Origin of the sequence: Paenibacillus mesotrionivorans (assembly GCF_046098205.1) — a bacterium.
Lineage (GTDB): Bacteria > Bacillota > Bacilli > Paenibacillales > NBRC-103111 > Paenibacillus_AR > Paenibacillus_AR mesotrionivorans.
In genome coordinates this window covers 1-14501 of record NZ_JBJURJ010000005.1, presented here as the reverse complement: position 1 = coordinate 14501, position 14501 = coordinate 1, and the positions used below count along the sequence as shown (strand labels likewise).

The 14501-nt window shown below is 57.1% G+C and carries 10 protein-coding genes; 4 read left to right on the top strand and 6 right to left on the bottom strand.

The features are described 5' to 3' along the window. Positions 1 to 16: 16 nt before the first annotated feature. The 4 genes from modB to yhbH all read right to left on the bottom strand — a co-directional run bounded on the left by modB (position 17) and on the right by yhbH (position 3395). Complete coding sequence (gene modB / locus ACI1P1_RS08570) at positions 17 to 694, bottom strand: molybdate ABC transporter permease subunit (RefSeq protein WP_416216224.1); 678 nt, start codon at positions 692 to 694, stop codon at positions 17 to 19. Between the two features lie 5 nt (positions 695 to 699). After that, positions 700 to 1575 (bottom strand): molybdate ABC transporter substrate-binding protein, encoded by an 876-nt coding sequence (gene modA, locus ACI1P1_RS08565; protein WP_416215960.1) that lies wholly within the window; start codon positions 1573 to 1575, stop codon positions 700 to 702. Positions 1576 to 1811: 236 nt separating this feature from the next. Beyond that, the gene (locus tag ACI1P1_RS08560) at positions 1812 to 2018 is read right to left on the bottom strand and encodes a TOBE domain-containing protein (RefSeq protein WP_416215959.1); all 207 of its coding nucleotides are present in this window, start codon (positions 2016 to 2018) and stop codon (positions 1812 to 1814) included. A 228-nt stretch (positions 2019 to 2246) separates the two neighbouring features. Continuing rightward, positions 2247 to 3395, bottom strand: coding sequence for a sporulation protein YhbH (gene yhbH / locus ACI1P1_RS08555; protein WP_416215958.1), 1149 nt, complete (start codon positions 3393 to 3395; stop codon positions 2247 to 2249). 180 nt (positions 3396 to 3575) lie between these two features. Here yhbH and ACI1P1_RS08550 point away from each other — a divergent pair, with 180 nt between their 5' ends. Further along, positions 3576 to 5009: a stalk domain-containing protein gene (locus ACI1P1_RS08550; RefSeq protein WP_416215957.1), complete on the top strand. Its 1434-nt coding sequence runs from the start codon at positions 3576 to 3578 to the stop codon at positions 5007 to 5009. Here the strand turns inward: ACI1P1_RS08550 and ACI1P1_RS08545 are convergent, their stop codons facing one another. Further along, entirely contained in the window at positions 5010 to 5519 is a 510-nt protein-coding gene (locus ACI1P1_RS08545) for a hypothetical protein (protein ID WP_416215956.1), read from the bottom strand. 164 nt (positions 5520 to 5683) lie between these two features. Between ACI1P1_RS08545 and ACI1P1_RS08540 the strand changes: the two genes are divergently transcribed. Continuing rightward, a complete protein-coding gene (locus ACI1P1_RS08540) occupies positions 5684 to 5983 on the top strand; it encodes a hypothetical protein (protein WP_416215955.1) in 300 nt (99 codons plus the stop codon). Positions 5984 to 6936: 953 nt separating this feature from the next. Here ACI1P1_RS08540 and ACI1P1_RS08535 read toward each other — a convergent pair. Beyond that, the gene (locus tag ACI1P1_RS08535; RefSeq protein WP_416215954.1) at positions 6937 to 9159 is read right to left on the bottom strand and encodes a methyl-accepting chemotaxis protein; all 2223 of its coding nucleotides are present in this window, start codon (positions 9157 to 9159) and stop codon (positions 6937 to 6939) included. Between the two features lie 308 nt (positions 9160 to 9467). Here ACI1P1_RS08535 and ACI1P1_RS08530 point away from each other — a divergent pair, with 308 nt between their 5' ends. Both ACI1P1_RS08530 and ACI1P1_RS08525 read left to right on the top strand, forming a co-directional pair. After that, on the top strand, positions 9468 to 13982 hold the full coding sequence (locus ACI1P1_RS08530; RefSeq protein WP_416215953.1) for a DEAD/DEAH box helicase: 4515 nt from the start codon (positions 9468 to 9470) through the stop codon (positions 13980 to 13982). 175 nt (positions 13983 to 14157) lie between these two features. Beyond that, the coding region (locus tag ACI1P1_RS08525) for a hypothetical protein (RefSeq protein ID WP_416215952.1) at positions 14158 to 14501 on the top strand (344 nt) is incomplete at its 3' end.

Genomic DNA, 14501 nt, shown 5'->3' with positions numbered 1-14501 from the left:
GCGGGTTCCCGTTGATTCAGGAGGTGCCCTTCAGCTTGCCGGTGAACAACAGCATAATGAAGGAAATGGCGATGGTGGCACCGCTCAACAGCCAGGCGAGGGAGGTGTTCCCTGAATCCACGGCAAAATAAATGCCGGTGGGGATGGTTTGGGTGCGGCCGGGAATATTGCCTGCCACCATCAAGGTGGCGCCGAATTCGCCTAATCCCCGGGCAAAACCCAACACATATCCTGTTACCAAGGCTCTCCAGGCTAAGGGCATGGTAATATGCAGCAGGACCTGCCATTCATTGGCCCCCATGGATCGGGCCGAGTCCTGAAGCTCCCGTTCAATGGACTGGAAGCCTGCCTTCAGGGATTGGTACACCAGCGGGAAGGAAACCACCACGGCAGCGGCCACCGCAGCCCACCAGCTGAAGATGAAGGAATGGTCGAATATCCGCTCCACCAGTCTGCCGAACCAGGTTTTTCTCCCGACCAGCACCAGCAGGATAAAGCCGATTACGGTAGGAGGCAGCACCATAGGCAGAAGAAAAATGGTTTCCAGCAGCGTTTTACCCTTGACCCGCTTGGTGGTCATAACCCAGGCAATCCCAATTCCGATCAGAAAAACAATGACGCTGGAGATCAGCGAAACCTTAAGTGACAAAAGCAGCGGATTGAGAAATTCCGGTTTCGTGAGCAGGTCTCCCATAGGCATTATTTAGGAAGCGTGAAGCCGTATTTGACAAATACGTCCAGCGCTTCTTTAGTTTGCAGGTAGTTGTAGAATTCCTTGGCTGCCGCAGGCTGTTTGGTAGCCTTCACTACGCCGATGGGATATTCGATGGCTGCGTGGCTGGCCGGATCGGCAGTCAGAATGATTTTGGCATTCTTGGAGGAGGAGGCGTCGGTTTTGTAGACGAAGCCGGCTTCGGTGTTGCCGGTCTCCACATAGGAGAGCACCTGCTTGACATCCTTCGTCAGTACGATCTTCGGCTGGAGGGTTTCCCACAGCTTGTAATAGGTCAAGGTTTCCTTGGCGTAGCTGCCCGCCGGAACCGATTCGGGTGTACCCACCGCAAGCTTCTTCACCTCATCCTTGGCCAGGTCCTCCACTTTGGTGATGGATAGCTTGCTGTCGGCGGACACAACCAGCACCAGATCGTTCAACAGCAGATTCTTGGCGGTGGCGGAATCAATGAGCTGCTTGGATACCAGCGCATCCATTTGTTTTTTGCCGGCGGAGAGGAAAAGGTCGGCGGGAGCGCCTTGTTCGATTTGCTGCTGGAGGGTGCCGGATGCGCCATAGTTGAAGGTAAGCTTCACATGAGGTGCCTTTTGGGCGTAAAGGGTTTTGATCTCATTCAGGCTTTCGGTCAAGCTGGCTGCGGCGGAAATGATCAGCTCCACCGGCTCCGGGGTTTTGGTGGGTGAAGGGGACAGGCTTGCAGCGGCAGATACGGCCGATGGGCTTGCAGCGGCGGCGGCTCCGGCAGGCTCGTCCTTTTCTCCGCAGCCCGCCAATCCGGTAAAGGCGGCAAGCGCCAAGGCGCAGGCCATGGTGAGTTTGGTCCATTTTCCATTCATCAGCATGATTTTCCCTCCCGTGGTTATCTATATATGATTACACATATTACTATAGCTAATGATGACATGTAAATAATGAAATCGTGAACATTATATGATCGTGTTATATTTAATTATAATTTGTTATATTTGATAACATATCTGCACAGCACATATCTCGCACAACACAAAACCCCCTTGACCTGGATCAGGAAGGGGGCTTTTGCGGGTTGGTGCGGCGGTAACCGCAGCATGAGTGGCTCTTATGCCATCAGCATAACGGAGGAGGACTTGATGACGGTGGTAACGGCGGAGCCAACTGTAAGCTCCAGCTCCTTCAAGGATTCGACAGAGATGATGGAGGTGATGGTATGGCCGCCGCCGATGTCTACCACAACCTTGGCATTGACCTGTCCCTCGCTGATTTCCACAACCGTACCGGGCAGCTGATTGCGTGCGCTGATCTTCATGGTTTTTCCCTCCCTTCTCCAAATGAGCTAGGGCGTGTTTGCAACACGGCCCAGTGCTGCCATACGCAGCTTGTCCGCAATAGCCTGCGGAGGATTCCAAGGTGCCGGACCGGGAAGTATAGCGCCATTGTAAAACTTTACCTTCCTTTTTTCAACAGAATTCCCAAAGGGCATGACAAAAACCCGGCAGGATCGCCGGGCGGGAGGGAAAGCTTAATGGTATGTGCTTCAGAGTGCGGGTTTGGTAAAAAAGGTCTTCAGCGCCTTGTATACATCGCCTTTTTCCCGGATGACATGATAGAGAAACTTCTTATGCTGGATATTCTTATAGGCGGACATCAGAGTAGAGCTCCGGTTATACTGGTTCACTTCTCCGTAGCCGAACATGTTGGCCCGTTTGATCAGCTCCTGGATGAGATTGACGCATTTTTCGTTGTCGGAGGTCAGATTGTCGCCGTCGGAGAAGTGAAAGGGATAGATGTTCCAGTTGGCGGGGGGATAACGGGTATCGATGATGTCTATTGCCTTCTGGTACGCGGAGGAGCAGATGGTGCCGCCGCTTTCGCCACGGGTGAAGAAATCTTCCTCCGTGACCTCCTTGGCCTCGGTATGGTGGGCGACGAAGACGATTTCCACATGCTCGTATTTGCGGCGCAGAAACCGGGCCATCCAGAAGAAGAAGCTGCGGGCGATATATTTCTCGAAGGAGCCCATGGAGCCGGAGGTGTCCATCAGAGCCAGCACAACCGCGTTGGAGTGGGGCTTCTGCACCTCTTCCCAGGTTTTGAAGCGCAGATCGTCCGGAGAGATGCCGTGGATCCCGGGTTTGCCCGCATTGGCATTGCGCTTCATGTTTTCGATAATGGTACGTTTTTTGTCTATGTTGGACATGATGCCTTTTTTGCGGATATCGTGAAACACCACATCCTTGGATTGGAGCATCTCCCGCTGCTTCTCCTCCAGGTTGGGCAGCTCCAGCTCCTCGAACAGCAGCTCCTCCAGCTCAGCCATGCTGATCTCCGCCTCGTAATAATCCTCGCCGGGCTGGTCTCCAGCGCCTTCACCCTTGCCCGGCCCTTTTTTCTGGGCCTCGCGGTCAACCCCCAGCACATCCCCGACTTGCGAGTCCCCGTCTCCTTGACCCACATGCTTTTGCTTGTTGTAGTTATAACGGAAGCGGTACTCGTCGATGCTTTTGATGGGGACGCGCACCACCTGCTTGCCGTCCGACATGACGATGCTTTCGTCCGTCACCATATCGGGAAGATTCTGTTTGATTGCCTCGCGCACCTTCTCCTGATGGCGTGTCTGGTCCTGATAGCCCTTGCGGTGCAGGGACCAATCCTCGCGGGAGACGATAAATAGCGGTTCCGTCACTTCGAATTCCTCCCTTTTCTTCGCAGCTTGTTATGGTTAAGTATATTCAGCGCGGCGGGAGGTATGTTCGCGGGCTTTTCTTCATTTTTCCAGTGGAACAAAACGCATAGTGCATGCGTCATAAACCTGTTATGATTAATGGACAATGCATTCAAGACAGAATGGAATGAGGAGGACGACATGATGCGCAAGCTGCTGATTCTACTATGTACAGCCGGCTTACTGGCGACAGGACAAGCCGCTTATGCCGCCAGCCCTTCGGTTCAGGCGGGAACGGAACAGGTTGTGGTCCGGGGCAGGACGATCCCGGTCAATTTGGTGCGGGTGGATCTGCGCGATCCGATGCTGGCCCTGGAGCCGGTTACAGCCCGCAGCGCCATTGGATATGATGAGTCCTTCACCGCCATTGTGGAGCGGACTCATGCGGCTGCAGCCGTTAACGGAACCTTCTTCAACGCCTACGAAAAAGCGGCGGACGTCCGTTATCCCAACGGGCTTCTGGTTGCTTCAGGGGAGACGGTGCATTCCGGAACCAACCAGTCCCTGATTTGGATGGCGGACAAGCTTCCTGTTATCCGCCATGTGGAGCTGGGCATCCGGGTTACCTTTGTCCAAGGCAAACAGACCTCTACCTATTTTCCGTGGGGCGTCAATAAATATTACGGGGACAGTCAAACCGATCAGGTGGTCTGGTACACGCCTGCTATGGGCAGAGTAATCGACTATCCCAACAGCACCAAAATTGTGATCCGCGAAAATGTGGTGACCCAAATCACTGAAGCGTCGGTGTCTGTACCCGGAGACGGGTATGTATTCCTGGCGGGGAACAGCGAAAACAACCGCAGAAACCTGCTCCCGCGGGTTCAGGTGGGAGATACTGTGGATCTGGAGACAGTAGCCAAGGATGCGGTGAGCGGGGAGTCCGTTGATGCAGGCCAGTGGCTGGCCGCCATCGGAGCAGGACCGAAGCTGGTAACCGCCGGGGCGGTGGATGTGGATTTTGCGCGGGATGGTTTTGATGATCCGAAGCTTACTTCCCAGGCAAACCGCAGAAGCTTTGTTGGCGTGGACGCAGAGGGCAGGCTGGTGATGGGAACCATGGACGGGGTAACCGTGCAACAGGAAGCGGAGGCGGCGGTTGCCCTGGGGCTCCGGGAAGCGATGAATCTGGACGGCGGCGCCAGTTCTGCGCTGTATGCTGAAGGAACCGTGCTGACGAAACCCGGACGCGATCTGAGCAATGTGCTGGTGGTCCGCAGACTGGCGGAGCCCCGCACACAACTGGAGGTAAACGGACAGTTCCGGCCTGAGTTCCAGGGCTTTATCCGCCAGGATACGACCCTGGTGCCTATACGGCCGCTGCTGCAGGCTTTGGGCGCCGAGTTCAAGTGGAATGAGCAGGCGGGCAATTTGTCTGTGGTGAAGGACGGCAAAACCCTGACCTTCACTCCCGACCGGCCCGAGGTTCTGGTGGACGGCAAAAAGGAAGCGCTGGATACGCCTCCCGTCATTGTGGACGGCCGCTTGTATGTGCCGGTCCGGTATGTGGTGGAGAGCTGGGGCGGCAAGGTCGCATGGGATCAGAGCCTCTACCGTGTGTCGCTGAGCTTCTGATCAGAGTGCAGAAATGGCCGCTACTGTAACCAGCACCATTAAGGCCAAGCCGATGATAACAATGCCGTTTAAGACGGTGCCCAGCACGGCGAATACCTTTTTGCGCTCCTTCTGGACAAGACCGATGATACCCAGGATCAGCCCGATGAGATTGCCGAACAGGGTGCCCAGAAGTGCTATGCTCATGAAGGCCAGCTCCGGCATCTCCGCCATTCTGCGTTCCAGCTCTTCATAATCGGCAACGCCGGTTTCCGCATCGATGAGTCCGGTGATTTTTACCGCTACGCTTCCCAGCATAATGACGAATATTAGGGCCATACTGGCAAAAATCGTAAAGGACGCGATACCCAACCCGGACTGCTTCCGGCGGGGCGGAGTGGCATCATACGGATCAACCGGGGAGAAGCCGTTATACCCGGGGGTAGCCGTGTCTGTGGTGCTCCTGTGGTCGGATGCCGGATCTTGCTGGACCGGGCTGTTAGTGGGATGCTCCAACTCGATCACCTCCATGTTTGTTTTCTCAATGGTAGCATGGGGGTGGAAACGCTGGCAAATTTTTCTGCTACCCAAAAATAAAAGGATATTTTCTCCAAATTGTGGTATGATTCGGGATATAACGACACGCGCCTTTGGAAGGATAAGGGCTGAATTTATCAGGAATCGGGGGATTTGAGATGAAATATACGCTGTGCCAGCAGGTCCGCATTGTGGATATGAATGATGAGATTTTGACCGAGGTTTTATTCGAGCATGCAGAGGTGGATACGCCGCAGCCGGTGCTGGGCGCTACCGTTATCACTCACCAGTTGGGCCTGCGCCAGTTCGAAGTAGTGTATGACCGCCGTGAGGGCAAAACCATGCGCTCCAAGATCACCGATATGGAGATCGACCTGTTGGGCGACTTCAACAAAACCCGGGTATACCTGGAGCCGGTGAAGCTCATCGTTGGCCAGCACGACGTTGGGGTTGTGTAAGGCGGCGTTGACGGCGGGTCAGATGAAGACATGGTGAAGTGCCCACCGCGCCCAATAGTGGCGGCAAACATTGAGAACGCCATGAGCGACACCCCTTGCAAGATTCCGCTGAGGATAACATCGCAAAATAGCCGCTCGCAGAGCGGTTTTTTTGCGCTTTGGGGGAGCAGGCCTCGTCACACTCAGCCTCCGCAGCTGCCGCTTTAGCTGGAATAGCCACCCAAGCTGCGGTACCCGATGCACCGAAGAGAGATGAATGTCGGAGAAGGCCCTCAAATCGGTTTTGCCGATTTCGAGGCTTTCATAACACATCCAGCCTGTGGCTCGGACCATGTTATTTCAGGGTAGCGGAAACGTTTTTCCGTTATGCCGTGCTGTGAGGGCGTGGAAGCGGCTATAACGGAAAGGATTTTCGCTAATTGATGGGATTCGCTGCCGGGAGCTTGCTTCAAGGGCCAATAGCGGAAAAGGCCTTCCGCTATTGGAGCAGCGGCACCCCAATAGGGCAGATAGCGGAAGGTAGCTTCCGCTATTTGCTGCGAAATGCTCAGATTGAAGCACTAGCGGAAGCCCTTCTTCCGCTATTTGCTGCGAAATGCTCAGATTGAAGCACTAGCGGAAGCCCTTCTTCCGCTATTTGCTGCGAAATGCTCAGATTGAAGCACTAGCGGAAGCCCTTCTTCCGCTATTTGCTGCGAAATGCTCAGATTGAAGCACTAGCGGAAGCCCGTCTTCCTCTATTGGGCGGTTTTGCTGGGTTTGGTCCAGGAATGGCCGGTGATAACGGAAGTTCCCCTTCCGCTAACGGCCCCATCCGCCCTCGTCCACAGGAAATAGCGGAAGCTCGGCTTCCGCTATTCCGTTTATTACCGCTGCATACCGTTGCATCCTATATCCGCCTGTTGGGCGGCATGTGGCGTCCACTCAGCTGTGCCCGCAATACTGCTGCGCAATCAGCCCTTCCGCTGACCGGCCTCCCGCAGGCGGAATTGGCCGACCAGCTGCTGCAGGAACATGGTGATGGCATCCACCTGATTGGAGCTGTAGCGCACATTACCCATGTCGGCCAACAGGCCCTGCACCTTGTTTTCCACCTGGCTGGAGATGCGGCGGTTTTCGATGCTGATGGCGGCGATCTTTTCCATCAGCTCCACCACCTCGTCCACGGCCCGGCTCTTCTGGCTGTCGCCGGCATTGGCACTGTACAACAGCTCAGTCGCCGCGGCAACCAGCAGGTTGCCTTCCTCCACCACCCGGCTGCCCTCCTCCATGGAGGCCACCGCCAACTGCGCGTTGCGGTAGATCAGCTCCACCGTCTCCTGAATCTGGCCGGTGGAGGAGTGGGTCATGTCCGCCAGCTTGCGGATTTCGCTGGCCACCACCGAAAAGCCCTTGCCGTGTTCGCCAACCCGGGCGGCTTCAATAGAAGCGTTCAAGGCCAACAGGTTGGTTTGGGAGGAAATCTGCCCGATTACCTCCAGCACCTCGCCGATCTGCCTGGCCGTATCCATGAAGGTCAGAATCGTTTTGTTGGTCTCCGCCACCGTGTCGGAGATCTGCGACATTTTGCCGCCGATCCGCTCCACCTCGCCCTGGGCCACTGCAATCTGCTCGGAGGCCTTGGCCTCCAGCTCCGCCAGGGTCGCCTTCATCTCATAGGCCACATCCTTGGCAATGTCAATATCCTTCAACTGGCTGCGGATACTGCGGATCATGGAATGGATTTCCTCACCCATCCGCTCTGTCGCCGTCAGCGTGGCGTCCGTGGACTGGCCCAGCTCCCGCTGGTTGGCGCGCACATCCTCGGAGGCATGCTTCACCTTGAGCATCACAACCTCCAGAGAGTCGTTCATGTTGTTGATCCACTTGGCCAGCTCCCGGGTTTCGTCGCCTGCGAAATGGTTGGTGTCCAGCCGCTGGGTCAAATCCCCCTTGCCCTCCGCATTGATCCGGATGAAGCGGTTGATCCGCCGCAGACTGTCCGCGATAGGCAGCGTCCCTCTATGCCGGGAGGTCTGGGCGACCGCCCAGCCGCCAATCAGCTGCAGCATACCCATGGCCAACGCCGCATACAGCACGGGCACATCCCTAGCCACGGCCACGCCGCACAGGGACGCTCCCGCCAGAGCAAACAGCAGCACTACGGGAAACTGGACGCGGCGGATTTTGAAATCGATGCTCCGCAGCCGGTACACCTCCTCCAGATCCCCCTCGCACATCATGCCCCACAAATCCGGACAATGGGGAAGCCGGAAGGTCACACCCTTGCCGATAACAGAAATATGCCGGTAATCCGAATACCCGGGAAACTCCACAAACAGGTTGCTGCCCTTGGCAATGGTCCCTGCCACTCCCGGGTGCAGCTGCCCGGTGGCCGGGTCGGTGAACATCAGCTCCAGCTCCGTATGCTCTGAAACCCGCACCGTTCCCCAGTCCGTGGACACGCCATCCTTCAGATTTTCCCCGTGGGTGAAGGTCCGGTCCTCGAAGCGGCTGCGGGACAACGCGGTTCCCGGCGCAATCTCCTTACGCAGGACAGGGGAGGCCATAAACAGGTAATTGTCACCCGAATCCGGATAAACATGGCCCGATTCCCGCTGGATCAGATCGCCCAGGACATCGTTGGGCACCCGGCCGCACAACGCCCCCATCCAGGTTCCGCCGCTCATGATGGGGTAGATGAACAGCAGGGTCATTTTATCGTGAAAAGAGGAGGTGCTGGGTCCGATCTTGACGGTCAACGGATCGGCATACGGGCCGTACAGGCATCGGCCGTCCTTCTGCTTGGAGGAATAGAGAACACCCTCGCGGAAGGGAGCGTCGGAGGCATTTTGCCCCATGTGCGGGGCATAGGTAGAATAGATAACATCCAGCTTGCTGTCCAGTACGAACAGCTCCGAAAAATCCGCAGCCCGCTGACGTACCGCCTGTGACAATCGCTCCCATACAGGGGCAGACTCGGCTTGCCACAACGCGCCTCCCTGCACAGAGGAAGCCGCTTCCGCACAATACCGCTCCAGATGGGTCCAGCAGTCCGTCGCCCATTCCGTCAGAAGGTCCTTGCGGGTATGGGCAATCCCTTCGAAAATCTCCTCGATATCCTCCTTTAAATGCTTGTTAAGCCTGCATGACCACCACAGCGGAAGGCCTTTCCGAAATCCGAGCCAGCCAAACATACTTCTTCCCCCAGTCATCGACTATGTATAATGTTCTGTTTTTGATGTTAAGTATTGTAACATAGGAAGTGTCGAAATGATGAAGTGGAATGAGACAAATAAGTGAAAATTCGAAGATTATTCTGAAAATATGACAAAACGTTCGTCTTTTCCGGATTTAAATAGGAGGAAGGGCGTTTAGGAAGAATATGGAGAACTGGGCTTGTTCATGGTATGATACAGAAAATACGTTCGTAGTTTATTCCCAAAAGTGACGGAATGCTCTGTAGCTTACCATTTTCATATAAAAGAGAGGAGTTTTGGCGGAAATGTCCGTTTCCTTTCATCCGGTTATTGAAGCTTGGTTCAAACAATCCTTCGGCTCGCCTACCCCTGTGCAGGAGGAGGCTTGGGAGGCCATTGCCGGAGGGTATAGCACCCTCATCGCCGCACCTACCGGCTCCGGTAAAACCTTGGCCGCACTCCTGCCCTGCCTGGACCGGATTGTCCGGGAAGCGGGGGAACAGGAGGCCGGCTCAGCCAGAAGGGGAGTGAAGCTCCTTTATGTGACTCCGCTGAAGGCGCTGAACAACGATATCCACCATCATATATTCCGGTTTGCGGCGGAGCTGTCGGCAGTTGCCAAGGAGGGGCAGACGGAGTGGCCCGGCTTTACGGTTGGGGTGCGGACGGGGGACACCTCCCAAAGCACTCGGGCTTCCATGCTCCGCCATCCTCCGGATCTCCTCATCACCACCCCGGAATCCCTCTATTTGATGCTGACTGCGGTGAAGGCCAGGGAGATTCTGCGCACCGTCAGGCAGGTGATTGTGGATGAAATTCATGATTTGGCCTCGGACAAAAGAGGAGTGCATCTTTCCTTGTCGCTGGAACGGCTGGCTTTTCTCTGCGGGGAGAATCCCCAGCGCATCGGTGTATCCGCCACCCAGAAGCCGCTGGAGCGCGTTGCCCGGTACCTGGGCGGCTGGGAGGAACCGGAGCACTCGGACAGTGGTGCTGGAGAGATGATGCCAAGACCTGTCCATATTGTGGAAAGCCCCATGGAGCGCAGACTTACCGTATCCGTGACCATGCCGGCCAGAGGTGTCCGGGCCATGGACAAGGAGGCGGTCTGGGGGCCGTTGGTGCAGCGGATTCTGCAGTGTATGGAGGGCGCCCGGTCGGTGCTTATTTTTGTAAACAACAGGCGGCTTTGCGAGCGGCTCACCCTGCGTCTGAACGAACATGTAGGGTACGAAATGGCCCGGTCCCATCACGGCAGCGTGTCCCGGGAGCGGCGCCTGGAGGTCGAATCCATGCTCAAGGCGGGGGAGCTGCGCTGTCTGGTGGCTACCTCTACCTTGGAGCTGGGAATTGACGTGGGAGAAATCGATGTGGTGCTCCAGATTGACTCGCCCAAGGAGGCGGCTGCAGGCATCCAGCGTTTTGGACGGGCTGGCCATGCCGTCGGCGGGGAAAGCCGTGGGGTTGTGATTGTCCGCACCCGGGGGGATTTGCCGGAGGCGGCAGTGCTGGCCAAGGCGGTGGCCCAACGTGACATTGAAGATATCCGCATTCCCCGCCATAAGCTGGATGTGCTGTCGCAGCACACGGTTGCCGCCGTGGCGGCCGCAGGGACCGGTGAGGAATGGAGCCCTGAATCATGGTTCCGTGTGGCGGCCGGCAGTGACTGTTACCGGGACTATCCTTGGGAGCGTTATGAAGCCATGCTGGATGTGTTATCCGGCAGGTATCCGTTCTCCCGGCCGCTGATCGGCTGGAACCGGGACACGGACAAGCTGTTCCGGCTTCCGGGCTCGGCCATTGCCGCCTCCATGGGGAGCGGAACCATTCCCCAAACCTCCGCTTTTCCGGTGCATCATGCAGAGACACGGATGCATCTGGGGGAGCTGGACGAGGAGTATGTATATGAAAGCAGGCCGGGGGATGCCTTCCAGCTGGGAGCCAGTTCATGGACAATCCGCTCCATCCGCCATGACCGGGTTTATGTGACGGAGAGCGACCACAGCTACAGTGAAATTCCTTTCTGGAAAGCGGAGGCGGGAGGCCGCAGCCCGCTGATCGGCACAAGCATCGGCGGTATGCTGGCCTTTATCCGGGACGCTTCCCGGCACAGTGGAGATGAGGAGAAGGAGCGCCTGCTGATGCAGGGGCTGATGGAGGAATACAGGCTGGATGAGGATGCGGCCTCCGAGCTGGTGGGTTATATCCGCAGCCAGGACAAACATGGTCTGGTGCCGACGGATACGCTGATTGTGGCGGAGCATTACAAGGATGACGGGGAGCGGCATCATCTGGTGGTGCACAGCCTGTTGGGCCGCCGTATCCACCGAACCTGGGAGATGGCACTGCGGATGCGTTTTGACGCGCTAAGTCCGACCCAGGTGTATTCCATCGCCAAGGATGACGGTATGGAGTTTGTTTTCTCCGGCTGGAATCCGGATTGGCTGCTGGAGCCGGGACGGCTGTCTACCTCCCAACTGGAGGAGCTGCTGTGGGAGGCGCTGCCGGGTACGCCCATGTTCGGCAGAGCCTTTCGCCGGGTGGCGGAAACCTCGCTGCTGCTGGCCAGAGGCTATGAGCGCCAATCCTCCTGGACCATGCGCTTCCGGAGTGAGGAGCTTTTGAAGCAGGCCCTTCCTTTTGCGGATAAGTATCCTTATCTGAGGGAGGCGTATGCGGTATGCCTGGAGGAGGAGCTGGATGTGCCGGGACTGCACCGGCTGCTGGAGGATTTGCGGACAGGTGCCGTTCAGCTGCAGACGGTGGATTCCATTGCGCCGTCGCCCTTTGCCATGCGGTTTATGAATGATTTTGCGATGACGTCCCTGTATGAGTCAGATGCGCTGGGACGTGATGTCCATATGCGGCTTCTGGGCATCAACCGGGAGCTGGCTGCGGAATGGTTCGGCCAGGAGGGCCTGCGCACGCTGATTAGCCGACAGGTGCTGGAGGAGGAAAAACGCAGGCTGGCGCATCCTGCTTGGCTTGCTGCTGCGGGCGGGGATGCGGACGGTGAAAAACGCATCCTGCTCCGCCTTCTAAAGGAATACGGCGACCTGTCCCGGGAGGAACTGGACCGGTTATGGCGGTCTGCAGCCGGAGAAGGAGCTTCAGGGCCGGAAGCTGGCGCTGAAGTTGCCGGAGGGCAGGAGGGTATTGCCGAAAATGGGGTCAACGGACGAGCCGGTGTTGGCGATGGGAGTGGCGGTCCTCTATCGTCAGCGGATGAGCTGCTGCCTCAGCTGCTTGAGGCTGGTAGCGTGAGGAGCATTCGCGTGGCAGGAGAGGAACGGTTTGTCAGCCGCGATGAGGAAGCGTGGTATGCGGGTTTTCCCCATACGCCGGAGGCTTCTTTTATTGCCAGGCGGTATGTGGAGCGTGTGCTTTCCTTCCGCTCGGAGGAGCTGACGGCCCGCTTCGGGGTGGAAGAAGGGCTGGCTGAGGCGTGGACGGCGGGGTGGCTGGCGGACGGAACGGCTACTACGGCCCCTTTTGCCGGGCCGCAGGAAACCGGATTGTACACGGCATCCAAAATTGCCGAACGGTTGGTGCGCACCTCCATCTCGGATTTCCGGGTAAAGCATGGAGCCATTGAGGCCTCCCGGTATGCACTTCATCTGCTGCAAACCCAGTATCTGCTTCCGGAGCGCCGTTTGGAAGGCCCGGAGGGTTTGCTGCGGATTGTCGGGCAGCTCCAGGGGATTTATCTTCCGGTAGCCTATTGGGAGAAGATGGTGTTTCCCGCCCGCCTGAAGGAATACCGCAAGGAGTGGCTGGACCAGCTGTGCGCAGCGGGGGAGCTGTTCTGGATGGGACGCAAGGAGGAGGACGAGAAGGAAGGGCGGATCGCCTTTTTTCTGGCTGCCGAACGGGGAGAGGCGGAGCCCTTTATCCGCAGAGCTTTAGGCGGACCTGCTTCGTCGCAGCCTGAGCTTCTCGCTTTGCTGGCTTCCAAGGGAGCCAGCTTCCTGACGGCGCTCTCCCGGGAAACGGGGGAGCCTCCTTCCGGTCTGCTCCCCAAGCTGATGGAGCTGGTATGGGAGGGCCGGGCGGCCAACGACCAGTTTGCGCCTCTCCGGCTGGCCGCCGGGTCTCCGTCGGGCGCCCGCGGCAAACGCGGAGAGTTCCAGTCCGGCTTTGGCCGGTGGTACGCGCTGCTGCCTGGGGAAGAGGAGAATGCGGAGGCCTGCGCCTTATCCTACAGCAAACGCTGGATGGAGAATTTCGGTCTGTTGACCCGGGGGGTGGCGGCAACGGCAGCGCCTTACGGCTGGGAACAGCTGTCGGGTGTGCTGCGCAAGCTGGAGGATTGGGGGATGGCTGTCAGGGGTTTCTTCGTCAAGGACATTCCGGCGATGCAATTTACCACACGGGAGACGGTGGAGCAGCTGGAGGCGGCTTTGCCCGGAGACACGGGGAAACCCGTGCTGATTTCCGCGGCGGACCCTGCCAATCCTTTCGGCGCCTGGGTGGAATGGCCGGAGCTGCCGGGAGTCCAGTTTGCCCGTAAGCCGGGCAATTTTTTGGTGTACGAGGGTAATGCCCTATGCCTGTGGATGGAGAATTTCGGCAAACATGTAGCCGTATTCCCCGGGCATCCGGCTGCCGTGCAAGGGCAGAACGAACGTCTCGCCGCAATTCTGGCGGAGGTGTTCAGCACGTTAATCGCCAGACATCATCTCAGCAAAATTACGTTGGAGCGCTGGAACGGCCGGCCTGCAGCGGAATCCGGGCTAGTGGAGGATTTCCGGCGTTTGGGAGGAGAGCTGGACCGCACGCGGTTCATCTTCTGGCCGACTGCGCTGAAGTATAGGCGGTAGGGTGGAAGGTGCGGGCGGTCAGTGGCAAGGGAACATTGCTTAGTGGAAGAAGCTGTTAGTGGTAGAAGCTAATATAGAAGTTAGTCGGGGAAGGATGAAGGGTGAGCGGAATGTAACGGCGTTGATTTGGTCATAGGTGGTAGAACAGGCGCGGTAAAAGGAGTATGGGGTTCTGATGAAGGAGCCTGCGCGGCAGCATAACAGAAGGGAAATGTCCGCGCTAGGCCAAGATGCAGCAGCCAGTGCCGCCGCCGTAACTTTAACGGCGGTGAGCGACGCTATTTGCACTGGCGATGCACTAAACTTAACATGGCTAGGTGGATGCCTAGAGATAGGGATAAACATGCTTTTGTTGAAAATATTTACATGTCCTTCTCTGCTCTTCATCAAAAAAGAGAATAGGCAACTAAACATGGCGGCATTTTCCTTTTTTTTGGCTATCTGGTTGTTACTTCACGATGATTTTTTTGAGTACCTGTGCTTCCTTTGGCGGCCTGTCCACTACTTGTCGTCCTCTCG